We start from the raw sequence: 22,673 nt of genomic DNA, 5'->3' as shown, positions 1-22,673 counted from the left end.
CTCCCACTGTCCGTCGCTCAGTTCATACCGCTTCGCCGCCATCCACAGGTCTCCGTGATCATCACGGCAGCCTATGAATCACTCAGCAACTGATTTGGGAATCCTGAATGTCGATCGATCCTAAGCATGTCGCGCAAAAGTGTGCAGCGGTTTTGCGGTAACGACATGCGGCCAGACAAAGCATGTCGCGCAAAAGCGTGTAGCGGTTTTGCCGTAACGACATGTGAAAACAAGAGCTTAAAGCGCGGCAGGCGAGGCCGAATGGTCGCGATGCGCCCCAAGACGCTTCGTCGCGGCACCCCAAAGATTTTTCCGTCAGACTCAAGCCCCTGAAATCAGTGAGCTTTCCTCATCAACGCCGTCCCGCATCGGGACGGCTGGAAGGAACTTATTAACCTTCATTTTCTATCCGGAAGAATGTCAGAAATTATTAGGCATGAGTGAGTAGCTGTCGCATGCGTTTTCCAAGAACCAATTTGACGGATGCCGGAGATTTCTCCTCCGGACTTGAAGCCGAACATCCCGCGGAAAATGCGCCCCTGGAACATGAAGGCGAAAAGCCGGTTCCGCCGCTGTGGCAGAGCAATTTCTCGCTTGCCCCGAACGTTCGCTTCACCCGCACGCCGGAAACGCTGATCAGCAAGCGCCACGCGCCGGAAAAGCCGGTCCGCGAGGAAATCGTCGCGCCTCCCCGGCAGGCCGTGGCAGCGCCGCGCCCCCTGCCAGCGCCGCAGATGCGCGCGCCGATCACGGTGAACGTGCCCTTCGATATCTATCTGCCCGAAGTGGCCGAGCCGGTCGCGCCGCAGCCGGAACCGCAACCGCAGCCGGTTGCCGCAGCCCCCGTCGAGACCGCATTGCGGGCCGCATCGGAGCTTTCCTCCATTTCGGATTTCGCCTTCTGGGAAGTCATGGCCTTCGAGGAGACGCAGGCCGAGCCGTCGCGCGGCCAGGCCATTGTCTTGCCGCAGGTCGAACCCGAATCGATCATCTCCCGCTTCCGCATCATGGAATGGCGTCCCGGCCGGCATAATCCGGCACCGGTGGCACCGCGCGCAGCGCCGCCCGTTGCACCCGCGCCGGCCCGCCCCGTCCGTCCCCCGGCGGTCCGCGTTGCCCAGGCCCCGGTCGTGCCGACGCCGGCTGCCCAGGCTCCTTTCGTCCAGCCGGATGAGGCACCGCAGGAGGTAGCGGCCGCATCGCGTGTCGAAATCGCAGCGCCCGCGCCGTCCCCGGTTCGGCCCGCTCGCGTCATCGCCGAAAAGGTCGATGCGTCCGGCTATGAATTCCCGCCGCGTGCCCTGCTGCAGGAGCCGCCGGAGCGGCTTGGCGAGATCATGTCGCAGGAGACGCTGGAGCAGAATGCCGGCCTCCTGGAAAGCGTGCTGGAGGATTTTGGCGTCAAGGGCGAGATCATCCATGTCCGCCCCGGCCCGGTCGTCACCCTCTATGAGTTCGAACCGGCGCCCGGCGTAAAATCGTCCCGAGTCATCGGTCTGGCCGATGATATCGCCCGCTCGATGTCGGCGCTCTCGGCCCGCGTCGCCGTCGTGCCCGGCCGCAACGTCATCGGCATCGAACTGCCGAACGTGACGCGCGAAACCGTCTATTTCCGCGAGATGATCGAGAGCGAGGATTTCGACAAGAGCGGCTACAAGCTGGCCCTCGGCCTCGGCAAGACGATCGGCGGCGAACCGGTGATCGCCGAACTCGCCAAGATGCCGCATCTGCTCGTTGCGGGCACCACCGGCTCCGGCAAGTCGGTTGCCATCAACACCATGATCCTGTCGCTGCTCTACCGCATGACGCCGGAACAGTGCCGTCTCATCATGGTCGATCCGAAGATGCTCGAACTCTCCGTCTATGACGGCATTCCGCACCTGCTGACGCCTGTCGTCACCGATCCGAAGAAGGCCGTCATGGCGCTGAAATGGGCGGTGCGCGAGATGGAGGAGCGCTATCGCAAGATGTCGCGCCTCGGCGTGCGCAATATCGACGGCTATAACGGCCGCGTCTCCCAGGCCCGCGACAGGGGCGAGACCATCCATATCATGGTGCAGGTCGGCTTCGACCGGCAGACCGGCGCGCCGATCGAGGAGCAGCAGGAGCTGGATCTTGCGCCCATGCCCTATATCGTCGTCATCGTCGACGAAATGGCCGACCTGATGATGGTCGCCGGCAAGGAGATCGAAGGCGCCATCCAGCGTCTGGCACAGATGGCGCGCGCCGCTGGCATCCATCTCATCATGGCGACCCAGCGCCCCTCGGTCGATGTCATCACCGGCACGATCAAGGCGAACTTCCCGACCCGCATCTCCTTCCAGGTGACGTCGAAGATCGACAGCCGCACGATCCTCGGCGAGCAGGGCGCAGAACAGCTGCTCGGCCAGGGCGACATGCTGCATATGCAGGGCGGCGGTCGTATTGCCCGCGTCCACGGCCCCTTCGTTTCCGACGCCGAGGTCGAGAAGGTCGTCGCGCACCTGAAGACACAGGGCCGCCCCGAATATCTCGATACGGTTACGGCCGACGAGGAGGAAGAGGCGGAGGATGAAGAGGACGGCGCCGTCTTCGACAAGAGCGCCATGGGCGCCGAGGATGGCGACGAGCTCTACCAGCAGGCCGTCAAGGTCGTCATGCGCGACAAGAAGTGCTCGACCTCCTATATCCAGCGCCGTCTCGGCATCGGCTACAACAGAGCCGCTTCGCTGGTCGAGCGCATGGAAAAGGAAGGCCTCGTCGGCCCGGCAAACCATGTCGGCAAACGCGAGATCGTCTCGGGCCGCGGCGACAACGAATAATCGCTGCGGCACCGATAATCAGGCAAGCGAGGCGAGACGGAGTGTTTCCAGCACGAAGTCTCGCTTGCCACCGGTATAATAATCCCAGTCGTCATTGGCCTCGCGCATCAGCCGCAGCTTGAGCGCGGCATAGGCATCCGCTCTCTCAGGATGTGAGCGCAGATAGTCGCGAAAGGCGATCCGGTCGCGCAGCACGGCATTGTCGGTGGTGCAGAGATAGAGCCGCGCTCCGTGCGAGCCCTTGCCGCTGGTGAAGGTCCAGGTCTGCTGCCGGTATTTGTCGCCGTGGAAGGTGAAGGTGCCGAGCGTTTCGACACGCTTGATGGCTTCGGGAAGCGCATCCGCATCCGCAAAGGCGGCATGCAGGTCGATCTTCGGCTTTGCCGTCAGTCCGGGAACGGATGTGCTGCCGACATGATGAAAGACGGGGTCGAGATCGGCAAGGAGCGGTGCAAGCTCGCCGACAATCTTCTCGAAGACGAAGGGCCATTCCGGATCATAGGCGACAACCTGAATGGCCATTCTCTTTCTCTCGTCCGGTTCAGCGGATTTCCTTCAGGAAGCCGTCGAGCGTATCGATCATCCTGCGCTCGGCTTCCTCCAGCGAGCCGCTATTGTCGAGTTCCACGACGTCGTAGTCGCCGCGCACCGTCAGCGGGCCGCGTGCCAGCCGGGCCATGATATCCTCGTGCGTCTCGCGCCCGCGCGCCTCCAGGCGGCCGGCCAACACTTCCGGCCGGGCCGTCACGTTGATGACCTTCAGCCGCGGGAAGGCGGCCTGAAAGCGGTGCAGCGCCGAACGCGAACCGTTGGCCACGACGATGTGGCCCTTGGCGAGCGACACGGAAACCTCGGCCGGAATGCCGTATTTGAGGCCATGCGCTTCCCACCACACGGCAAAGGAACCGGCCTGTTCCATCGATGCGAATCCGGCATCCGAAACGGCAAGATGGTCTTCCCCGCCGGCATCGCCGTGGCGGGTGATGACGCGACGGACGAAATGCACGTCTTCGCGGTGGTCGAAATGCCGGGCGGCAAGGTTCATCAGCGTGTCCTTGCCGGCGCCGCTCGGTCCGACGACGACGACCATGATGCCGTTTTCGGCACCCGCACCCGGATGAGGTTCGTGCGACATCATCATGCGACACGGCGTCCTTCGCGCCAGACGGAACGCGTCACCGGCACGCCGTGCGAGCGGTGGACACGCACGAGATCGGCCCGCAGGCCGGTTGCGATGCGGCCGCGGTCGTTGAGGCTGACGGTGCGCGCCGGCGTTGCCGTGACCATCGCGATCGCCTTCGGCAGCGTGATGCCCTCCACCTCGTCGGCGAGAATGAAGGGAGCGTGCAACAGGCTGAGCGGCACATAGTCGGAGGAGAGCACGTCGAGCACGCCGAGCTGCGCCAGATCGTGGGCGGCGATATTGCCGGAATGCGACTTGCCGCGCACGATGTTCGGCGCGCCCATGAGCACGCTCATGCCGTTTTCGTGCGACAGTCTGGCGGCCTCGACGCTGGTCGGGAATTCGGCAAGGCGAACGCCGTTCTCGATTGCCTCGTCGATATGGGCCGAGGTCGCATCGTCATGGCTTGCGACGGTGATGCCGCGCTCGGCGCAGACCCTGGAGATCGCCTCGCGATGCGGCGTGGAATTGCGCTCGGATTCGGCGATGCGGCGGGCGCAGAAACGGGCGAATTCCTCATCGGTCAGGCCACGCTTCTTCTGGTAGTAATAGACATACTGATCCATCGTCTGGAACTGGCGCTGGCCGGGTGCGTGATCCATCAGCGAGACGAGCCGGACATAGGGGTCCTTCTCGAAATCGGCAAAATGCTGCAGCACGTTGTCGGCCGAAACCTCGCAGCGCAGATGGATCAGGTGTTCGGCGCGCAGGCGGCCTTCCTTTTCGGCCGACTGGATGGCATCGGCCATCTCGCGCATCTCGCCATGCTCGAAGCCGCCATCCTCGTCCGCGCCCATGCGCAGGCAGTCGAAGACGGTGGTGATGCCCGAAGTGACGATCTGCGCATCATGGGCCTGGACGGCCGCCGTCTTGTTCCAGCGGATGCCCGGACGCGGCGAATAATGGCCTTCCAGATGGTCGGTGTGAAGCTCGACGAGGCCGGGAATGATATAATCGCCTTCGAAATCTTCGCCGGCTACCGAGCTGCCTTCCGAAATGTCGGCGATCTTGCCGTCACGGATGAGGATGGCGCCCGAGAGGATGTCGTCCTCGAGAACGATGCGGGCGTTTGAAAGAACGGTCTCTTTGCTCATGTCGGAAAACTCTCAGCTTCTGGCGCCAGCAAGCGGCAGCCATGTGTGGACTTTGAAAGGCGCGCCGCGCGCCTCCTCGCTAAAGACGGCAAGGCCGGAAATACGAAGCGGCCTGCCGGTGAAACCTGCGAAACGCTCGGCCAGGATCGCCTTCATCACTTCGGCCCGTTCTTCCGGCACCTGGCCGGTCAGCGTCATGTGAAAGCGGAAGTCTTCCATGACATAAGGGTAACCCCATCGCAGGAGATTGCTGCGCTGGCTCTCGCTCAGCCTTTCCGGTTTGCGCCTGAGAATATCGGCCTCGGAGAGCGCGGCGCGGAAAGGCTCGAACGACTTTACCACTGTTGCCGCAAAATCCTGAAGCGGTTGATGGAGCGCGCCCGGCACGAGCGCGAAGAAATGGCCGAGCTGGCCGAGCACCAGTTCCGGAATGTCGAAGGCCGGCGTTCTGGCGGCGAAATCTTCGACGACTGCCATCAGGTCCCGTTCGGTCACGGAGGCGGCAAGTTCGAACGGCGCCTTGATCGTCGCGTGGAAACCGTAGCGGCGCGGATCGGCCGTCAGCTCGAACTGTTCGGCAGCCGGCAGCGTCTCATGTTCGGGCGCAGGATGGGTCTCGCCGGTAAAGGCATTGCGGCCGAGCCAGACGGAGGCCGCTTCCGTCAAGGCATCATCCTGAGACGGCGAAAAATAGAGAGCGTAGCGCAAGGCTTTTATCCTGGAGATCGTCCGAACGGGGAGCGCAATGTGCAGTGATTTGGCGGCGAACCGCAAGCACGCTCCGGCTAAAAGATTTCCATGACAGAATGATGATGACGGCGGCGCCGTCACCATCTTTTAACCGGCTCAATGACCCGCCCTGGTGCCCATCAGTCGATGGCGAAGCGCGTTCGATGCCGTATCGAACAGGAAGACGACGATTAGGATCAGGATGACCATGTAGGCGACGTTCTCCCAGTTGGAATTGGTGCGCATGGCTTCCCAGAGCTTGAGGCCGATACCACCGGCGCCGACGGCGCCGATGATCGTGGCGCCGCGCACGTTCGATTCCCACTGGTAGAGCGTCTGGCTGACGATGACGGGGACGATCTGCGGCATGATGCCGTAGCGGTGCACCAGCACGGTCGAGGCGCCCGTCGACTTCACGCCCTCGCGCGGCTTGTTGTCGATGTTTTCAAGGCCTTCCGAATAAAGCTTGCCGAGCGTGCCGGTCTCCGTGATGAAGATGGCGCCGGAACCGGCAAGCGGGCCGGGGCCGAAGGCGCGCGTCAGGAACAGCGCCCAGATCAGCATGTCGACCGAGCGCAGGAAATCGAAGAAACGCTTCAGGGCCTGGTTGATGAACCTGTTCGGCGTGATGTTGCGCGCCGCCAGGAAGGCGAGCGGGAAGGCCGCGAGCGAACCGAGCAGCGTGCCGAGAAAGGCCATGACGATCGTCTGGAAGAGCTTCGTCCAGACGTCGCCATGCTGCCAGGCGCTGTTGTTCCAGATATTGTCGAATGCCAGCGACAGGTTCGACTGGTCGGGATCGATGCGCGGGCCGGAGATGATCAGGCTGGCGACTTCGCTCACGGGTTTGTCGAAGAAGGGCGACTGCGTGTCGAAGACGAAATTGGCCCAGCCGATGAAGCGCTTGCGTACCTTCACGCGGTCGGCGGAAATGCTGACGTCGCCGGCAAAACCGAGATCGGCGAGCACGTTGTCGTCATAGACGGTCATCCAGTCCGGCACCGGGCCGACGACCTTCGGCGCGCCGCTGGAAACGTCGACCGGCACCGTCATGCCATGGGCGACGATTGTCGTCTGGCCCTTGCTGACCGTCACCGTGCGGCCGCTGCCGCTGACGACAACCATGATGCTGCCGTCGGCATTGGCCTTGACCCAGTCCGGGTGCGGATCGTCGCCGAGCGGCGAAAAGCGCGGGTAGCGCGTCTGGATCGTGCCGTCGTCCTCGATGCGGAATTCCGGCTGCACGTCGTAGCTGACCCACTGGCTCATATAGATGCCGAAGCGTTCCCAATGGGCTTCGGCGACGAGCTTCGGCAGGTCGAAGAACCAGACGGCGTAGATGCCGTAGAGGATAGTGGCGAGAACGATGAGCAGGCCGCCGAAACGCTGGCGGAAGGAGCGGTGAAAATATTCCGGATAGCGCGTTTCGATCTCATGCATGCGGTGTGCGTCGATGACCGTCATGGCAGCCTCAATGTTGCAGGAGGAAGGCGTGTTCGCCGACAAGGCGGCGGCGCAGCCAGGCGGAGAACTGGTCCACTGCCACGATGGTGATGAAGAGCAGCAGCACGAGAGCCACGGTCTTGGCGCCGAAGCCGCGCGAAATGGAAAGCTTCAGCTCCTCGCCGATACCGCCGCCGCCGACGGCGCCGATGATCGTCGATGCGCGCACGTTGATTTCGAGGCGCAGCAGCGCATAGGAGGCGTAGTTCGGCATGACCTGCGGCAGGGCGGCGAAACGCACGCGCTCGATCCAGTTTGCGCCGACGGCCCGCATGCCTTCGTCCGGTTTCATGTCGATATTTTCGGCGACTTCGTAGAAAAGCTTGCCGAGCGCGCCGATCGTGTGGAGCGTGATGGCGATGATGGCGGCCACCGGGCCGATCGAAAGGATCGCCGAAAACAGGCCGGCAATGACGATCTCGGGGAAGGCGCGCAGAAATTCCATCAGGCGCTTGGTGAAGATGCGAAGCGGCCAGTTCTTCGTCAGGTTGCGCGCCGCAAAGAAGCTGAGCGGAACGGCGAAGATGAAGGCGACGATGGTCGAGACGAGCGCGATGTTGATCGTGACGATCATCAGCTCGAAATATTCAGGGATATAGAAGCTGCCCCAGACATAGACGCGGCCATTGGCGAAATTGAATTCTTCACCACCCTTGTCGTTCGGGCTCGCTATGTCGAAAAGGGCGCGCCAGACGTCGGTCCAGTCCTTGGGGATAAGCCAGCTCAGGAAATCGAAGAGATGCGGCAGGCGGTCGAAAAAATGGCCGGCATTGCTCTCGTCGGCAAAACGGACGGAGCTGACGAAGGCGACGATGAGGATCACCAGGCCAAGAGCGGTGTAGAAACGCCGCCGGGCGATCATCCGGTCCCAGGCCGTGGCGATTTCCTTCGTGCTCTGCAGCGGCACATGCGGCTGTGTATCGGCAATAGTCATCAATGCCTCGCCTCCTGCATCATTCCTTAAATCGGGCGCGGTTTAAGGATGAAATCATGCAGCAATTTAAAGTGCTGCAGCGTCCTTTGCGCGTCTGTCGCGCGGCGCTGTCGTCACAAGAAAAGGGCGGCCGTCGCCGGCCGCCCCGCATACGGATGGCGCAATCAGCCGCCGATAGCAGCCTTGCGAACGTCGACAACGGCGTTGTAGAAGTCGTGCTTGACCGGGGCGTAGCCCTTGTAGTCGCCGCCTTCGATAGCGGTGAAGCACTTGTGGTCCTTCTCCGGCAGAGCCATGAAGAAGTCGGTGAGCTTCTTCTGCCATTCTTCGCCGAGAGCGTTGCGAACGACGAGCGGGCCGTTCGGGATCAGCGGCGAACGCCAGACTTCGACGAGCTTGTTCGGGTCGACGGCGCCCTTGTCGACTTCCTTGCGGAAGGTACCGGAGGTGTAGCCGTCCTTGAAATCGCCGATGCCCGAGGAGTCGTCGACGGCAACATCGACCTTGCCGTCATAAGCTGCGAGCAGGTTGTTCTCGTGGCCGCCGTTGAACTGCGTGGACGCGAAGAACTTGTCGTTCGGCATACCCGTGTCCTTCGGGATCTGCGTCAGCGGAACGAGGTAGCCCGAGGTGGAGTCCGGATCGGCGTAGCCGAGCTTCTTGCCCTTGGCGTCCTTGATGGTCTTGATGCCGGAGGACTTCAGCGCGAGACCGATCGAGTAGTAACCGGTCGAGCCGTCCTTCTGCTGCGTCGTCAGGATCGGCGTAACGGCCTTGGCGTCCTTGAGGTAAACGGCTGCGTAACCGGAAGCGCCGAGTTCTGCGAAGTCGAGCGTGCCGCCGAGCAGGCCCTGGATAACGCCGTCATAGTCGGCGGCCGGGAAGAGCGAAACCTTCTCGAAGCCGAATTCCTGCTTCAGGTGGTCTGCAAGGCAGGCATAGTTGCGCAGGCGGTCGGTTTCGTTTTCGCCGCCGAGGATGCCGACGCGGAATTCCTTGAGGTCAGCGGCATTGGCAGCGCCGGCTGCGAGCGACAGGATCGCCGTTGCAGCAAAAAGTGCTTTCTTCAACATGGGTTCTCTCCTGAATGACCGGGGCCGGTCGTTTTGTTACGAAGAAATCTGCCCTTGACGCGGGCGTTCGATCGAGGCCGCCCCTCTCACAGACTGGCCAGCGCCAGCGGTTGGGTGCCAGCGGATTGGTTTTCCGCTCCTTCCGGAGCGATGTTGATTGCGGTCGAGGTCATCGTCTCGTCGATGCCGGCACCGTCCTTGTCCGTGCCGTAGATTTCCTTGACGGCGTCGCTCGTCAGTTCGGAAGGCTTGCCGTCGAAGACGACGCGGCCGGCCGCCATGCCGACGATGCGTTCGCAGTAGTTTCGGGCCGTATCGAGCGTGTGCAGGTTGGTGATGACGGTGATGCCGTCGCGCTCGTTGATGTCGCGCAGCGCGTCCATGACGATCTTGGCGTTGAGCGGGTCGAGCGAGGCGATCGGCTCGTCGGCCAGAACCATTTTCGGGTTCTGCATCAGCGCGCGGGCGATGGCGACACGCTGCTGCTGGCCGCCGGAAAGCGTGCCGGCCGCCTGCAGCGCCGTCTGCTCGATGCCGAGGCGCTCAAGCGCGGCAATCGCCTGGATGCGCTCTTCACGGGTGAAGACGTTGAGCAGGCTGAGCACGGTCGAGCGGTGGTTCAGGCGGCCGAGCATGACGTTGGTGAGAACGTCGAGACGCGGCACGAGGTTGAACTGCTGGAAGATCATCGCGCAGTCGCGCTGCCAGTTGCGCAGCGCCTGGCCGCGAAGGCCGGAAACCTCGACGCCGCCGAAATGGATCGTGCCGGAAGACGGTTCCTGCAGGCGGTTGATCATGCGCAGAAGCGTGGACTTGCCCGCACCGGAACGGCCGATAATGCCGACCATCTGGCCCTGTGGAATGTCCAGCGTTACGGAATCGACAGCGAGCTTCTTTCCGAACCGGCGTGTGACATTCTTCAGTTCGAACATCATGCTCTTCCTTCGCATTTCTGCCTTGCGTCAGGGATCGCATTAGTCCCGCTTCGTGAAGCTCGCATGTCAGTTTTGTGTAAGTCCTGTCACAAAACTCTGCACCGCAGCATTGAGCTTAGCCACCGTAGCGCGAGAGGAAGTCTTCGGCTCCAAGCGCCCGGAAATCCGCCAGTGCATCGCGCAGCCGATCATGCTCCCAGTCCCACCAGGCAAGCCTGTCCATGCGCTCGCCGACCTCCTTCGGGAAGCGTTCGCGGATGAGCTTGGCCGGCACGCCGCCGACGATCGTGTAGGGCGCGACGTCCTTGGACACGACCGCGCCGGCCCCGATCACGGCCCCGTTGCCGACCGTCACGCCGGGCAGGATCGTCGCGCCATGGCCGATCCAGACATCGTTGCCGATCACGACGCGGTTCGCGCGCCGCCATTCGAAGAACTCCGTCTCCATGTCGGCATCCGGCCAGTAGTCGACGGCGCGGTAGGTGAAGTGGTGCAGCGTGGCGCGCCAGGTCGGATGGTTGGTGGCGTTGATGCGCACGGCGGCGGCGATATTGACGAACTTGCCGATCGTCGCGCACCAGATGGAGCCGTCCTGCATGATGTAGGAATAGTCGCCGAACTCCACCTCGCTGATGCGGCAGCGTTCGGAAACTTCCGTATAGCGGCCGAAACTTGACTTGGAGATGGAGGCGGTCTCGTGGAAATAGGGCTCGATGCCCAGCTTGCGGCTCATGCTGCGATCGCCTTTCGCGGAGAGAATTGCTGTACGTCGAGAATGCGGTCGGCGGCTGCCTCGCGTACTTCCTCGTCGTGGAAGATGCCGAGAAGGGCGACGCCCGCCTTCTTCTTCGCCTCGATCATGCCGACGACCACGGCGCGGTTCTTCGCGTCGAGCGAGGCCGTCGGCTCGTCGAGCAGCAGGATCGTGTGATCGGTGATGAAGCCGCGGGCGATATTGACGCGCTGCTGCTCGCCGCCGGAGAAGGTGGCGGGCGGCAGCTGCCAGAGCGCTTCCGGCAGGTTGAGCCTTTCAAGCAGGGCTGCGGCCTTCTCCCTGGCGCCGGCGGCGGCTTCGCCGCGTGCCAGCAGCGGCTCGGCGACCACGTCGATCGCGGCCACGCGTGGCACGGTGCGCAGGAACTGGCTGACATAGCCGAGCGTGTGGCGGCGCACGTCGAGAATGGTGCGCGGGTCGGCGGCGGCGAGATCGACGATCCGGCCTTTGTGGTCGATGAGGATCTGGCCGCTATCGACGGCATAATTGCCGTAGATCATCTTGAGCAGCGAGCTTTTGCCGATGCCCGAAGGGCCGCCGAGCACGACGCATTCGCCCGATGCCACCGAGAAGGAGACGTCGGAGACGACAGGCAGCTTGATGCCGTCGCGCAGGTGCATGGTGAAGCTCTTGGCGACTTCTGAAACGACGAGAGGCGTTGCCATCTTCTTAAACCTGAAGGATCGAGGAAACGAGGAGCTGGGTATAGGGCTCGCGCGGGTCGTCCAGCACCCGGTCGGTCAGGCCCTGCTCGATGACATGGCCGTCCTTCATCACCATCATGCGGTGCGAGAGAAGGCGGGCGACGGCGAGATCGTGGGTGACGATGATGGCCGAGAGGCCGAGATCGTTGACGAGGCCGCGCACGAGATCGAGCAGGCGTGCCTGCACCGACACGTCGAGACCGCCGGTCGGCTCGTCCATGAAGACCAGGCGCGGGCCGGTGACGAGGTTGCGGGCGATCTGCAGGCGCTGGCGCATGCCGCCGGAAAAGGCGCGCGGCTGATCGTCGATACGGCCGGCATCGATTTCGACGCGCTCCAGCCAGTCGACCGCGGTCGAGCGGATCTTGCCATAGTGCCGGTCACCGATCGCCATCAGGCGTTCGCCGACATTGGCGCCGGCAGAAACCGTCATGCGCAGCCCGTCGGCCGGGTTCTGGTGCACGAAGCCCCAGTCGGTGCGCATCAGGAAGCGGCGCTCCGCCTCGTTCATGTGGTAGAGGTCGCGGTAATTGCCGTCGCGCATGTGATATTCGACGCTGCCGGTGGTCGGCATCAGCCGGGTGGAGATGCAGTTGAGCAGCGTCGTCTTGCCGGAGCCGGATTCGCCGACGATGGCGAGCACTTCGCCCGGCCAAAGCTCGAAGGAGACGTTCTTGCAGCCGATGCGGCTGCCGTAGAACTTCGAGAGGTCGTTGACTTTGAGAAGCGGTGTTTCGGTCATTCTGCAGCCTCCCGGGCCAGCATGTCGCCGGCATGTCCGTGTGCCCGGCGGTCCTCGCAATGATCGGTATCGGAGCAAACGAACATGCGCCCGCCCCGGTCGTCGAGGATCACTTCGTCGAGATAGACGTCCTCCGCGCCGCAGAGCGCGCAGGGCTTGCCGAAGCGCTGGATCTCGAAAGGATGGTCCTCGAAATCGAGGCTGACGACGTCAGTATAGGGCGGCACGGCATAGATGCGCTTTTCGCGGCCGGCGCCGAAGAGCTGCAGCCCTTCCGACCTGTGCATCTTCGGATTGTCGAATTTCGGCGTCGGCGACGGGTCCATGACGTAACGGCCGTTTACCTTCACCGGATAGGCATAGGTCGTGGCGATGCGGCCGTTGCGGGCAATGTCCTCGTAGAGCTTCACATGCATCAGGCCGTATTCTTCCAGCGCATGCATCTTGCGCGTTTCGGTCTCGCGCGGTTCGAGGAAGCGCAGCGGCTCCGGGATCGGCACCTGGTAGACGAGCACCTGGCCTTCGCCGAGTTTTTCCTCGGGGATGCGGTGGCGCGTCTGGATGATCGTCGCGTCCTTGGTATGGGTCGTGACGGCGACATTGGCGACCTTCTGGAAGAAGGCGCGGATGGAGACGGCGTTGGTCGTGTCGTCGGCACCCTGGTCGATGACCTTGAGAACGTCGTCAGGCCCGATGATCGCCGCCGTCACCTGCACGCCGCCCGTGCCCCAGCCGTAGGGCATCGGCATTTCTCTGCTGGCGAAGGGCACCTGATAGCCGGGAATGGCGATCGCCTTCAGGATGGCGCGGCGGATCATGCGCTTGGTCTGTTCGTCCAGATAGGCGAAATTATAGGTGGCGAGATCACTCATTCGGCGGCCTCCTTCTGGGTCTCGCCGCTGTTGCGGGCGGCTTCGAATTCGCGGCGCATGCGGCGGACGAGGTCGAGTTCGGCCTGGAAGTCCACGTAATGCGGAAGCTTCAGGTGCTCGACGAAGCCGGTCGCCTGCACGTTGTCGGAATGGGAAATGACGAATTCCTCGTCCTGTGCCGGCGCGGTGATGTCCTCGCCGAGCTCTTCGGCGCGCAGCGCACGATCCACGAGAGACATGGCCATCGCCTTGCGCTCGCTCTGGCCGAAGACGAGGCCGTAGCCGCGCGTGAACTGTGGCGGCGCCTTGGCCGAGCCCTTGAACTGGTTGACCATCTGGCATTCGGTGAGCTGGATCGGGCCGAGCGAGACGGCAAAGCCGAGTTCGGCCACGTCGAATTCCACCTCGACCTCGCCGATGCGGATTTCGCCGGTGAACGGGTGGTTGCGGCCGTAACCGCGCTGGGTCGAATAGCCGAGCGCCAGCAGGAAGCCTTCGTCGCCGCGCGCCAGCGCCTGCAGGCGAAGGTCGCGGGTCATCGGAAATTCCATCGGCTCGCGCGTCAGGTCGCCCGTCTCATGATCCTCGGGAAGCTCGCCGTCGCTTTCGATCAGCCCTTCCTGGCCGAGGATTTCGGAGACGCGCATGACGCGGCCGGTTTCCGCTTCGCGCTGGGCGGGCTCTTCCACCGCCTCGTCCGAAAGCAGCGTCGGATCGAGCAGGCGGTGCGTATAGTCGAAGGTCGGGCCGAGCAGCTGGCCGCCCGGAAGGTCCTTGTAGGTGGCGGAGATGCGGCGCTCGATCTGCATATTGGCGGTGTCGAGCGGCCTGGAATAGCCGAAGCGCGGCAGCGTCGTGCGGTAGGCACGCAGAAGGAAGATCGCCTCGATCATGTCGCCGCGCGCCTGGCGCACGGCAAGGGCTGCCAGCGTGCGGTCGTAGAGCGAGGCTTCGGCCATGACGCGGTCGACGGCGAGCGCCAGCTGTTCGACGATCTGTTCGATGCCGATCGCCGGCACGGAACGGTCGCCGCGCCGGCGGTCGGCGAGCAGGCGGTGGGCATTGGCGATGGCGGCCTCGCCACCCTTGACGGCAACATACATGCGCTCAGATCTCCGTTGCTGTGATCTTGGTGGTGCGCGGCAGGCAGAGGAAACGCCTGCCCGCCGTCAGCACGATGTCGACGCCGCGCGGGAAGAGCGCACGGTTTTCCGTCCAAAGGCGCAGGAAGGTTTCCGGCAGGCCGACAGGCGCAATCTCGGTCACGCTCTGGATGCCCGGTCCCATCAGCGCCAGACGACGGCCGCCCTCGAGTTCGGCAAGCTCGATCACCACAGTGGTCGAACGGTCGGGATATTCCTGCGTGCCGGCGGCAAACAGGCCGAACGTGGAAAGCGCAACCCCGGTTTCGACGAAGGCGAAGCGCGCCTCCGCCTTTTCGGCCGTCAGCGGCGCACCGGCATGGAAGCCGAGCCATTCCGAAACAGCCGATTTGGCAAGCCCGGCGGAAAGCCAGACGGGCGTGTCATGGTCGCAGAGCGTCAGGCCAATCGCGCCGGCGGCGATGCCGAGCGGCGCCGGCGGCGCAACGTCGGCCGCGACGGTCTGGATCGTGCCGGGCCGGGCCATACCGTCCATCAGCATCTTGAACACGCTTTGCGCCTGGAAAACCGGCTCGGCGAAGCCGCCGGTCAGGACGTCGGTCTTGAGGCCCATCAGTCTTCTCCTCGCACCATGGTGAAGAAATCGACGCGGGTCGCGGCCGTTTCCCCGGCCTTGCGACCGGCGTCCCCGGCGATCCGGTTTGCGATCGGCGACAGCAGCGTCTGCTCGACGAAGCCCCTGGTGGCCTCCTCCTGCCAGAGCGCATCGAAGATCGCCGAAAGCCGTGCCTTCTCGCGGTCGGTGCCGAGCGCGTGGGCATGTCCGACGGAGCCGGAGGCAAGGCGCACCGTGGCGCGCGTCACCGTCACCTCGCCGAGATTGAAGGGCGCGCCGCCGCCGCCGATGCGGCCGCGCACCATGACGAGTCCCGTTTCCGGGCCGCGCACCGGCTGCGCCACCGGTTTTTCGGCAAGCGCATCCCACGCCGCCAGCAATTCCTGTCTTTCGGCGCGCGCCAGCAGGTCGACGGTGCGTTTGCGCCCGTCGCCCGTCCGTGCCGCAGCCTCTGTCTTCTCTGCTGCCGTCATCATCTTTTCCTTGAAATGTCTATTGATATAGACAACCATACAAGCTATACCTATCCCTAAATCCGTGAGGTGACAAGCGTGTGACACGGCACGCCCGAAATTGGCCGAGCCGGAAAATGACCGGGCAGGGGTGTAATGGCAGGATTAAAGCAGGTGCAGCGGCAGACGGGGGTGGCGCTCTGGCGGCAGATCGCCGACAGGATCCGCGAGGCGATCGGCAGCGGCGTCTATGACGAAACGGGCATGGTGCCGCCGGAAACCGTCCTGGCGCTGCAGTTCGGCGTCAACCGGCATACGGTGCGCAGCGCGCTTGCAGCACTTGCCCAGGAAGGAATCGTGCGTGCGGTGCAGGGTCGCGGCACCCTGATCGAGCGCAAGGACCGCCTGAATTTTCCGATCAGCCGCCGCACCCGCTTTACCGATGGTCTGGGCGACCAGGCGCGCGAGACGCATGCGCTCCTGCTCGGCCATGCGGAGGAGGCGGCCGATGCCGAAGTGGCCCGCTGGCTGCGCATCGAGCCGGGCACGCCGGTCATCCGGCTGGAAACGGTGCGCGATGCCGACAGGCGGCCCGTCGCGCGCGGCACGAGCTGGTTTCCCGCCGCCCGTTTCCCCGGCCTCGTCGAGACCTACCGCCAGACCGAATCCGTCACCAAGACCTTCGCGGCCCTTGGCGTACCGGACTATGTGCGCGCCACGACGGAGATCACCGCCGCCCACGCCGATTCCGGCGATATCGCCGACCTGGAACTGACGCCCGGCGCCATTCTGCTCATCACCAAGGCCATGAACACCGATCTCGACGGCGTGCCGGTGCAATATTCGATCAGCCGCTTTGCGGCCGATCGGGTGCAGTTCACAATTGAGAACTGAAAACGAAAAGGCCGGGCGCGAGCCCGGCCTTGAACCTTATCGGCGTCTGTTCGCGCTGAGAGCAATTCCAGCAAAAGTGCGTAGCAGTTTTGCGTCCGGAATTGCGTGAAAACAGGAAGATAGAGAATTTCCGTGTTTCGACGAAAAACGGAGATTCTTTAGTGCGCGCCGGACATGTCGCCGAGCACTTCCTTGGAAGCGACGGTGGAATCTGCCTTCAGCTTGTAGACCATCGGCACGCCGGTCGCCAGATTGAGCGACAGAACCTGCTCGCGGCTGAGCTTGTCGAGCACCATGACGAGCGAGCGCAGCGAATTGCCGTGTGCGGCAACCAGCACCTTTTCTCCACGCAGGACGCGCGGAAGGATTTCCGTCAGATAGTAGGGCCAGACACGGGCGCCCGTGTCGCGCAGGCTTTCGCCGCCCGGAGGCGGGACGTCGTAGGAGCGGCGCCAGATATGCACCTGTTCCTCGCCCCACTTGGCGCGGGCGTCGTCCTTGTTGAGGCCGGAGAGGTCGCCATAGTCGCGCTCGTTCAGCGCCTGGTCGCGGATCGTCTCGAGGTTCGGCTGGCCGACCTTGTCGAGGATCAGCTTCAGCGTGTGCTGGGCGCGCACCAGTGCCGAGGTAAAGGCGATGTCGAACTTGATGCCGTAATCGGCAAGCGCCTGGCCGCCGGTCGCGGCTTCCTGGATGCCGAGTTCGGTCAGGTCTGGATCCTTCCAGCCGGTGAAGAGATTCTTGAGATTCCAGTCGCTCTGGCCGTGGCGAACGAGGACGAGGGTACCGCTCATGAAAAATGCCTCCGAGAAATGGTCAATGGGAAGAAAGCCCGAGAACGTCGAGCATGGAATAGAGCCCCGGTTTCTTGTCGCGCGCCCAGAGTGCCGCCTTGATGGCGCCGCGCGCGAAAATCGAACGGTCGGTTGCGCTGTGCGAGAGCGTCACGGTTTCGCCTTCGCCGGCAAAGAGCACGGAATGTTCGCCGATGACGGAGCCGCCGCGCAGCGTCGCAAAGCCGATCGCACCCGCCTCGCGCGGGCCGGTATGGCCGTCGCGCACGCGCACCGATTTTGCGGAAAGATCGATGGCGCGGCCCTTCGCAGCGGCCTCGCCGAGCAGCAGCGCCGTGCCCGAGGGTGCATCGACCTTGCGCTTGTGATGCATTTCGAGGATTTCGATATCCCAGTCGGCCGGGTCGAGCGCCTGGGCCGCCTGCTGCACGAGAACGCTGAGCAGGTTGACGCCGAGGCTCATATTGCCCGATTTGACCACCCGCGCATGGCGCGCCGCCGCCGCGATCCTGGCGTCGTCTTCTGCCGAGCAGCCGGTCGTGCCGACCACATGGACGATGCGGGCCTGGGCGGCAAGGCCGGCAAACTCGACCGATCCGGCGGGCGAGGTGAAGTCGAGCACGCCCTCGGCATGCAGGAAGGCTGCCAGCGGGTCGTCGCCGACGATGATGCCGTTGGCGCCAAGCCCGGAAATTTCGCCCGCATCCTTGCCGACGAAGGGCGAACCCGGCCGCTCGATCGCCGCATGCAGCGTTGCGCCCTCGATGGAATGAATGAGGCGGATGAGCGTCTGCCCCATGCGCCCCGCTGCCCCAACCACAACCAGTTTCATCGCAGCGTCGCTCATGTCAGTCCGTCATCCCGATCAGTATGAATCAGAAGCCGAAGGCCTCTGCAGATTGTTGAGGCGAGCGTAAAGTCCGTCGCTGACCTTCGCAAGCGTCTCGTGATTGCCTTCTTCGACGACGCGGCCCTGCTGCATCACGATGATCTTGTCGGCGCGCACCACGGTCGAGAGACGATGGGCGATGACGACGACGGTGCGGCCGGTCATGGCCTCGTCGAGCGCCTTCTGCACGGCCGCTTCCGATTCTGTATCCAGTGCGGAGGTCGCCTCGTCGAGAAGCAGGATCGGCGCGTTGCGCACCAGCGCGCGTGCAATCGAAAGCCGCTGCCGCTGGCCGCCGGAAAGCGTCACGCCGTTTTCGCCGACGGGCGTGTCGTAGCCCTGCGGCTGCGCCAGGATGAAGTCATGCGCATAGGCAAGCCGCGCCGCCTTCTCGATATCCTCGTCGCTCGCGTCCGGCCGGCCGTAGCGGATATTGTCGCGGATCGTGCCTTCGAAGAGATAGGGCTGCTGCGACACGTAGGCGAGCTGCCGGCGCAGCGACCGCTTGGTGATATGGGCGATATCCTGCCCGTCGATCAGGATCTCGCCTTCCTTCGGATCGTAGAAGCGCGGGATCAGGCTGATGACGGTGGATTTGCCCGCACCCGAGGGCCCGACGAGCGCCGTCGTCTTGCCGCCCTCGGCCGTCAGCGTCACGCCGTCGAGCACGCTTTCGTTGCCGTAGGCGAAGGAGACGTTGCGGAACTCGATCTTCGCTTCGGTGATGACAAGCGGTTTGGCATCCGGCAGGTCGCGCTGGCGCGGTTCCATGTCGAGCAGCTCGTAGATCATCCGGGCGTTGACGACGGCGCGTTCCATCTGCACCTGCAGGCGGGCAAGGCGGCGGGCCGGATCGTAGGCGAGCAGCAGCGCCGTGACGAAGGAGAAGAAGGCGCCCGGCGGCACGCCCTGATAGATTGAGCGATAGGCGGCATAGGCAAGCACGCTCGCCACCGCAAAGCCGGCAAAGCTTTCCGTCAGCGGCGAGGTGCGCTCGGAAAGCCGCGCAATGCGGTTCGCCCGGCCTTCGGCGGCGGAAATCAGCTTGTTGACCTTGGTTTCCAGCGCCTCTTCCATCGTGAAGGCCTTCACGATGGAAATGCCCTGGATCGTCTCCTGCATGGCGCCGAGGACGTGGCTGTTGAGGTCGACGGCCTCGCGCGTGGCCGAACGCAGCCGCTTGGAAACGTAGCGCAGCGCATAAAGCAGCGGCGGCGCCAGGATGAAGACGGCAAGGCTCAGCAGCGGGTCCTGCAGCACCATGACGCCGATCAGCGACACGAAGGTCAAGAGATCGCGCACCGTCGAGGTGATGGTGAGGTTCAGCACGTCGCGGATGCCGCTGACGTTCTGGCTGACCTGCGCGGCGATCTGGGCCGAGCGCGCCTCGTTGAAGAAGCCGACCGAGAGCGTCATCAGGTGCGAATAGAGCCGGCGCTGGTAGCGGGCGACGATATCGTTGCCGATCCGCGACAGCGCCACACCCTGTCCGTAGCTCGCAAAGCCGCGCAGCATGAAGGCGATGAAGATCGAAAGACAGATGATCCAGACGACGTCGGCGCGCCGGTTGGCGAAGGCCTCGTCGATGATCGCCCGCATGATCCAGGCCGTGAACGCCGTCGAAAGCGCCACGACGACGAGGCAGCTGATCGCGAAGACATAGCCCCAGAGATGGTCCCGGCCGTTTTCCGCGATGATGCGCTTCAGGATGCCGGTCACGGTATCGCTGTTGACGGGTGGCTTTCTGCTGTCGGCGGCTTCCAAAAAAGTGGCTTCCTGTCAAAGGGCCGCATGCCGCAGGCGCGGCACGCATGTTCGCGGGGCTCTATAAAGAGTTGGAGCAGGTTTGGCTAGACGGGCTCAGGCCCGCCAGCGCCGCCCATCCGTCGAAAGGCCGAAGTTTGCCGGCATGCGCGCATAGGAGGAAAGCCCGGCAAGCGCGGCCAGCGGGTGTGTGACGACATAGGTCGGGATCGTCCGCAAGAGAGCCGAATGCGGTGCCTTGTCTTCGAAGGCGGCCCGGAATTCCGGCTTTTTCAGTGCCGGAAGGATTTTCTGGGAAATGCCGCCCGAGAGGTAGACGCCGCCGCGGGCCATGAACAGCAGCGCCATGTCGCCCGCCACGCGGCCGAGATAGGTGGCAAACAGCGAGACGGTTTCGACCGCGATCTTGTCGCTGCCGACAAGGGCGTGCGAGGTGATGTCGGCCGGGTCGGCCATGACAGGCTGAACGCCGTCGGCCGCGCAGATGGCGCGGTAGAGGTTGACGATGCCGCGGCCGCAGAGGATCTGTTCGGCCGAAATCCGGCCCTCGATGGTCTCCACATGCGGGAAGATTTCGTAATCGCGCTTGCTGCGCGGCCCGAGATCGACATGCCCGCCTTCGCCCGGAACCGGAATCCATGTCGACTGGGTATGGACGAGGCCGCCGACGCCGAGGCCCGTGCCGGGGCCGAGAACGACGCGCGAGGCCACCATGTCGCCCGAGACGCCGCCGATCCGCTCGCGATTGTCGTCGGAAAGGGCGGCGATCGCCAGCGCCTGCGCCTCGAAATCGTTGACGACGAGCACGTCGACGAGGCCAAGCCCCTCGATCATCCTCTTCGGCCGCACCACCCAGGGGCAATTGGTCAGCGGAATCTCGTCGGCCTTGATCGGGCCGGCGACGGCAAGGATCGCCGCGCGCGGCTGCACCGAGGTCTTGTCGAGCACGCCCTTCTGGATCGCCTCGTCGATCGTCTCGTAATCGGCCGTGCGCACGTTGGGAAACTGCTTCGGCTCCGCATAGGCATCCGTCAGGATGGAGAAGCGGGCATTCGTGCCACCGATGTCGCCGATCAGGATCGGAAAGGGCAAGGGAGTAGAGGATGCAGTCATGGCCGGTTCCGTGCTAGGCCCGAGGGATCAGGCGTTAAGGGTGGGGAGAAGCTTTTCGGCGGTCGACTCGTTCAGCGCCATCGGAATGTCGTAGACGATCGCAAGCCGCATCAGCGCCTTCACGTCCACATCATGCGGCATCGGCGTCAGCGGGTCCACGAAGAAGATGAGCGCGCCGACTTCGCCGGTGGAAATCAGGGCGCCGATCTGCTGGTCGCCGCCGAGCGGGCCGCTTTTCAGCCGCGTCACGTCCAGGTCGGGAGCGGCATCGAGCACGCGCCCGCCGGTCGTGCCGGTGGCGACGATTTTCCACCTGGCGAGGAGGTTCGTGTTGCGGCGGGCAAATTCCGCCATGTCGTCCTTTTTCTGGTCATGCGCAATCAATGCTAGGCACTTGCCGCCGGCCATGAACGGAACCTCCGCGCGCGTCATTCAATCGATTTGGCCGCTTCTACACCAGGCTTTTGCGATTTGAAAGACAGCCGCCCGCAGTGGCAGGCGGCCCGTTCGGCCTATTGCACGGCCGGCTTGTCGTTGGGCACCGGGCCGACGGAGGGCAGCGCGCCGCCGGTATCGGCAACGGGCGCGGCGGCCGGTGCGGCGGTCAGCGCGCTCGCAGCCGAGGTCCCGCCATAGGTCGCGGCCTCGGCGGAGGCGACGGACGGGGCATCGACAACGGCCGAGCAGGCCTTCGGCAGGTCGGAGACCATGACTTCGCGCGGCGGCTTCGGCGGCGCGCCGGGCTTGGGCGGTTTCGGCGCCGCCCAGGGCTCCTTGGTGAACCACCAGGCAAGCGATTTGTCGCAGCCGTCGCCGGCCGCCACCGGCGCCTGCGGCGTGCAGCCCTTGGCCCCCGGCGGGCACTTGAGGCGGATATGGAAATGCGAATCGTGCCCGTATTCCGGCCTGAGCTTGCCGAGATTGGTGCGGTCGCCCGTCCAGGTGTCGCACATCTTCTTCTTGATCGCCGGATTGACGAAGATGCGCTCGACCTGCGGGTAGCTGGCCGCCAGCATCAGAAGCTGCGCCCGCTGCTGGCTCCAGACCCTGGGATCGACGGTCAGGAACTTGTCCTTCTGCAGCATGGTGGTGAAGGGCAGGCTCTCCCGCTCCTCGTAGCTCATGCGACGCGAAGGCATGGGGGTCAGCCAGACATCGGCATCGAGGCCGATCTGGTGGGAGGCATGGCCGTTGAACATCGGCCCGCCGCGTGGCTGGGCAATGTCGCCGACGAGGATGCCGGGCCAGCCGATCCTGTCATGCGCATCCTGCGAGAATTTTTCGAGCAGGGCGATCATCGCCGGGTTGCCCCAGCGCCGGTTGCGCGAAAGCCGCATCGCCTGCCAGGTCGGCCCGTCCGCCGGCAGCGCTTCGGCGCCGGTCATGCAGCCCTTGGCGTAGAAGCCGATCGGCTGCGCCGGCCCTTGGGTCGGCAGTTTCACGGCGCCGAAAATCGCCTTGGCGCTGCCGGGGCTCGGCGTCTTCTGCTGAGCGCCGACATCGCCGGCGACAAGGCTTGCGCCCATTGCGCCGGCGAGCGCCAGCTTGCCGAGAGTTTTGAAAGTCTGGGCCTTGAAAGCCCGAACCAAGCCGAAAGCCATGCCGTTCCCTTGCCGCATCTGCCGAAGTGATTCCGATCGAATCTGAAGTGATCTGCGATCGAACCTATCGTGAAAAGCAATTTTGGTGAATCGATGTTTTGG

Annotated in this window: 23 protein-coding genes; 2 read left to right on the top strand and 21 right to left on the bottom strand. The window is 64.1% G+C overall.

The window, feature by feature from the left end:
• Positions 1-455: 455 nt before the first annotated feature.
• Positions 456-2,801, top strand: a complete 2,346-nt coding sequence (locus ACFPWW_RS25805) for a DNA translocase FtsK (RefSeq protein WP_377313815.1) — start codon at positions 456-458, stop codon at positions 2,799-2,801.
• Between the two features lie 18 nt (positions 2,802-2,819).
• Here the strand turns inward: ACFPWW_RS25805 and ACFPWW_RS25800 are convergent, their stop codons facing one another.
• From ACFPWW_RS25800 to phnG, 15 genes are all read right to left on the bottom strand, one after another.
• Entirely contained in the window at positions 2,820-3,323 is a 504-nt protein-coding gene (locus ACFPWW_RS25800) for a GrpB family protein (RefSeq protein WP_112705670.1), read from the bottom strand.
• 19 nt (positions 3,324-3,342) lie between these two features.
• Positions 3,343-3,939: a phosphonate metabolism protein/1,5-bisphosphokinase (PRPP-forming) PhnN gene (phnN, locus tag ACFPWW_RS25795; protein ID WP_112565640.1), complete on the bottom strand. Its 597-nt coding sequence runs from the start codon at positions 3,937-3,939 to the stop codon at positions 3,343-3,345.
• The gene (locus tag ACFPWW_RS25790; RefSeq protein ID WP_377313813.1) at positions 3,939-5,078 is read right to left on the bottom strand and encodes an alpha-D-ribose 1-methylphosphonate 5-triphosphate diphosphatase; all 1,140 of its coding nucleotides are present in this window, start codon (positions 5,076-5,078) and stop codon (positions 3,939-3,941) included. The genes phnN and ACFPWW_RS25790 overlap by 1 nt, the downstream gene beginning before the upstream one ends.
• A gap of 12 nt (positions 5,079-5,090) precedes the next feature.
• The gene (locus ACFPWW_RS25785) at positions 5,091-5,786 is read right to left on the bottom strand and encodes a DUF1045 domain-containing protein (protein ID WP_113412628.1); all 696 of its coding nucleotides are present in this window, start codon (positions 5,784-5,786) and stop codon (positions 5,091-5,093) included.
• A 138-nt stretch (positions 5,787-5,924) separates the two neighbouring features.
• Complete coding sequence (phnE, locus tag ACFPWW_RS25780; RefSeq protein WP_113500490.1) at positions 5,925-7,271, bottom strand: phosphonate ABC transporter, permease protein PhnE; 1,347 nt, start codon at positions 7,269-7,271, stop codon at positions 5,925-5,927.
• Between the two features lie 7 nt (positions 7,272-7,278).
• Entirely contained in the window at positions 7,279-8,244 is a 966-nt protein-coding gene (gene phnE / locus ACFPWW_RS25775) for a phosphonate ABC transporter, permease protein PhnE (protein ID WP_112564973.1), read from the bottom strand.
• A 164-nt stretch (positions 8,245-8,408) separates the two neighbouring features.
• Positions 8,409-9,317, bottom strand: coding sequence for a phosphonate ABC transporter substrate-binding protein (gene phnD / locus ACFPWW_RS25770; RefSeq protein WP_112564975.1), 909 nt, complete (start codon positions 9,315-9,317; stop codon positions 8,409-8,411).
• 86 nt (positions 9,318-9,403) lie between these two features.
• Positions 9,404-10,249 carry a phosphonate ABC transporter ATP-binding protein gene (phnC, locus tag ACFPWW_RS25765; protein ID WP_377313859.1) on the bottom strand — a complete coding sequence of 282 codons (846 nt, stop codon included), beginning with the start codon at positions 10,247-10,249 and terminating at the stop codon, positions 9,404-9,406.
• A gap of 118 nt (positions 10,250-10,367) precedes the next feature.
• Entirely contained in the window at positions 10,368-10,985 is a 618-nt protein-coding gene (locus ACFPWW_RS25760) for a DapH/DapD/GlmU-related protein (protein ID WP_112705675.1), read from the bottom strand.
• The gene (phnL, locus tag ACFPWW_RS25755; protein WP_377313810.1) at positions 10,982-11,692 is read right to left on the bottom strand and encodes a phosphonate C-P lyase system protein PhnL; all 711 of its coding nucleotides are present in this window, start codon (positions 11,690-11,692) and stop codon (positions 10,982-10,984) included. Before phnL ends, ACFPWW_RS25760 begins: the two co-directional genes overlap by 4 nt.
• Positions 11,693-11,696: 4 nt before the next feature.
• A complete protein-coding gene (gene phnK / locus ACFPWW_RS25750) occupies positions 11,697-12,473 on the bottom strand; it encodes a phosphonate C-P lyase system protein PhnK (RefSeq protein ID WP_112754153.1) in 777 nt (258 codons plus the stop codon).
• Positions 12,470-13,345 (bottom strand): alpha-D-ribose 1-methylphosphonate 5-phosphate C-P-lyase PhnJ, encoded by an 876-nt coding sequence (locus ACFPWW_RS25745; RefSeq protein WP_377313808.1) that lies wholly within the window; start codon positions 13,343-13,345, stop codon positions 12,470-12,472. The genes phnK and ACFPWW_RS25745 overlap by 4 nt, the downstream gene beginning before the upstream one ends.
• Positions 13,342-14,448: a carbon-phosphorus lyase complex subunit PhnI gene (locus ACFPWW_RS25740; RefSeq protein ID WP_112754151.1), complete on the bottom strand. Its 1,107-nt coding sequence runs from the start codon at positions 14,446-14,448 to the stop codon at positions 13,342-13,344. The genes ACFPWW_RS25745 and ACFPWW_RS25740 overlap by 4 nt, the downstream gene beginning before the upstream one ends.
• A gap of 4 nt (positions 14,449-14,452) precedes the next feature.
• Entirely contained in the window at positions 14,453-15,061 is a 609-nt protein-coding gene (gene phnH, locus ACFPWW_RS25735) for a phosphonate C-P lyase system protein PhnH (RefSeq protein ID WP_112755124.1), read from the bottom strand.
• A complete protein-coding gene (phnG, locus tag ACFPWW_RS25730; protein WP_377313857.1) occupies positions 15,061-15,537 on the bottom strand; it encodes a phosphonate C-P lyase system protein PhnG in 477 nt (158 codons plus the stop codon). The genes phnH and phnG overlap by 1 nt, the downstream gene beginning before the upstream one ends.
• Positions 15,538-15,672: 135 nt before the next feature.
• On the opposite strand from phnG, the gene phnF reads away from it, so the two are divergent.
• Complete coding sequence (phnF, locus tag ACFPWW_RS25725; protein WP_377313806.1) at positions 15,673-16,410, top strand: phosphonate metabolism transcriptional regulator PhnF; 738 nt, start codon at positions 15,673-15,675, stop codon at positions 16,408-16,410.
• Positions 16,411-16,568: 158 nt separating this feature from the next.
• Here the strand turns inward: phnF and ACFPWW_RS25720 are convergent, their stop codons facing one another.
• The 6 genes from ACFPWW_RS25720 to mepA all read right to left on the bottom strand — a co-directional run bounded on the left by ACFPWW_RS25720 (position 16,569) and on the right by mepA (position 22,571).
• Entirely contained in the window at positions 16,569-17,204 is a 636-nt protein-coding gene (locus ACFPWW_RS25720; RefSeq protein ID WP_112564993.1) for a 2,3-bisphosphoglycerate-dependent phosphoglycerate mutase, read from the bottom strand.
• A gap of 22 nt (positions 17,205-17,226) precedes the next feature.
• Complete coding sequence (gene dapB, locus ACFPWW_RS25715; RefSeq protein WP_377313804.1) at positions 17,227-18,051, bottom strand: 4-hydroxy-tetrahydrodipicolinate reductase; 825 nt, start codon at positions 18,049-18,051, stop codon at positions 17,227-17,229.
• An 18-nt stretch (positions 18,052-18,069) separates the two neighbouring features.
• Entirely contained in the window at positions 18,070-19,857 is a 1,788-nt protein-coding gene (locus ACFPWW_RS25710; protein ID WP_112564997.1) for an ABC transporter ATP-binding protein, read from the bottom strand.
• A 96-nt stretch (positions 19,858-19,953) separates the two neighbouring features.
• On the bottom strand, positions 19,954-20,970 hold the full coding sequence (locus ACFPWW_RS25705; RefSeq protein WP_113412622.1) for a glucokinase: 1,017 nt from the start codon (positions 20,968-20,970) through the stop codon (positions 19,954-19,956).
• Positions 20,971-20,997: 27 nt separating this feature from the next.
• Positions 20,998-21,378, bottom strand: coding sequence for a methylglyoxal synthase (locus ACFPWW_RS25700; protein ID WP_112565001.1), 381 nt, complete (start codon positions 21,376-21,378; stop codon positions 20,998-21,000).
• Between the two features lie 104 nt (positions 21,379-21,482).
• Positions 21,483-22,571, bottom strand: a complete 1,089-nt coding sequence (gene mepA / locus ACFPWW_RS25695) for a penicillin-insensitive murein endopeptidase (protein ID WP_377313802.1) — start codon at positions 22,569-22,571, stop codon at positions 21,483-21,485.
• Positions 22,572-22,673 lie beyond the last annotated feature (102 nt).

Source organism: Rhizobium sp. GCM10022189, assembly GCF_042656325.1.
Taxonomy (GTDB): Bacteria; Pseudomonadota; Alphaproteobacteria; order Rhizobiales; family Rhizobiaceae; genus Rhizobium.
Note: the sequence above shows the minus strand (reverse complement) of the source record. Positions and strands in the feature narration are given on the sequence as shown.

What these genes read in the sequence shown, in the direction of transcription:
- ACFPWW_RS25805 (WP_377313815.1), top strand. Translation starts at nt 456, where the DNA reads ATGCGTTTTCCAAGAACCAATTTGACGGATGCCGGAGATTTCTCCTCC.
- ACFPWW_RS25800 (WP_112705670.1), bottom strand. Translation starts at nt 3,323, where the DNA reads ATGGCCATTCAGGTTGTCGCCTATGATCCGGAATGGCCCTTCGTCTTC.
- phnN (WP_112565640.1), bottom strand. Translation starts at nt 3,939, where the DNA reads ATGATGTCGCACGAACCTCATCCGGGTGCGGGTGCCGAAAACGGCATC.
- ACFPWW_RS25790 (WP_377313813.1), bottom strand. Translation starts at nt 5,078, where the DNA reads ATGAGCAAAGAGACCGTTCTTTCAAACGCCCGCATCGTTCTCGAGGAC.
- phnE (WP_113500490.1), bottom strand. Translation starts at nt 7,271, where the DNA reads ATGACGGTCATCGACGCACACCGCATGCATGAGATCGAAACGCGCTAT.
- phnE (WP_112564973.1), bottom strand. Translation starts at nt 8,244, where the DNA reads ATGACTATTGCCGATACACAGCCGCATGTGCCGCTGCAGAGCACGAAG.
- phnD (WP_112564975.1), bottom strand. Translation starts at nt 9,317, where the DNA reads ATGTTGAAGAAAGCACTTTTTGCTGCAACGGCGATCCTGTCGCTCGCA.
- phnC (WP_377313859.1), bottom strand. Translation starts at nt 10,249, where the DNA reads ATGTTCGAACTGAAGAATGTCACACGCCGGTTCGGAAAGAAGCTCGCT.
- ACFPWW_RS25760 (WP_112705675.1), bottom strand. Translation starts at nt 10,985, where the DNA reads ATGAGCCGCAAGCTGGGCATCGAGCCCTATTTCCACGAGACCGCCTCC.
- phnL (WP_377313810.1), bottom strand. Translation starts at nt 11,692, where the DNA reads ATGGCAACGCCTCTCGTCGTTTCAGAAGTCGCCAAGAGCTTCACCATG.
- phnK (WP_112754153.1), bottom strand. Translation starts at nt 12,473, where the DNA reads ATGACCGAAACACCGCTTCTCAAAGTCAACGACCTCTCGAAGTTCTAC.
- ACFPWW_RS25745 (WP_377313808.1), bottom strand. Translation starts at nt 13,345, where the DNA reads ATGAGTGATCTCGCCACCTATAATTTCGCCTATCTGGACGAACAGACC.
- ACFPWW_RS25740 (WP_112754151.1), bottom strand. Translation starts at nt 14,448, where the DNA reads ATGTATGTTGCCGTCAAGGGTGGCGAGGCCGCCATCGCCAATGCCCAC.
- phnH (WP_112755124.1), bottom strand. Translation starts at nt 15,061, where the DNA reads ATGGGCCTCAAGACCGACGTCCTGACCGGCGGCTTCGCCGAGCCGGTT.
- phnG (WP_377313857.1), bottom strand. Translation starts at nt 15,537, where the DNA reads ATGACGGCAGCAGAGAAGACAGAGGCTGCGGCACGGACGGGCGACGGG.
- phnF (WP_377313806.1), top strand. Translation starts at nt 15,673, where the DNA reads ATGGCAGGATTAAAGCAGGTGCAGCGGCAGACGGGGGTGGCGCTCTGG.
- ACFPWW_RS25720 (WP_112564993.1), bottom strand. Translation starts at nt 17,204, where the DNA reads ATGAGCGGTACCCTCGTCCTCGTTCGCCACGGCCAGAGCGACTGGAAT.
- dapB (WP_377313804.1), bottom strand. Translation starts at nt 18,051, where the DNA reads ATGAGCGACGCTGCGATGAAACTGGTTGTGGTTGGGGCAGCGGGGCGC.
- ACFPWW_RS25705 (WP_113412622.1), bottom strand. Translation starts at nt 20,970, where the DNA reads ATGACTGCATCCTCTACTCCCTTGCCCTTTCCGATCCTGATCGGCGAC.
- ACFPWW_RS25700 (WP_112565001.1), bottom strand. Translation starts at nt 21,378, where the DNA reads ATGGCCGGCGGCAAGTGCCTAGCATTGATTGCGCATGACCAGAAAAAG.
- mepA (WP_377313802.1), bottom strand. Translation starts at nt 22,571, where the DNA reads ATGGCTTTCGGCTTGGTTCGGGCTTTCAAGGCCCAGACTTTCAAAACT.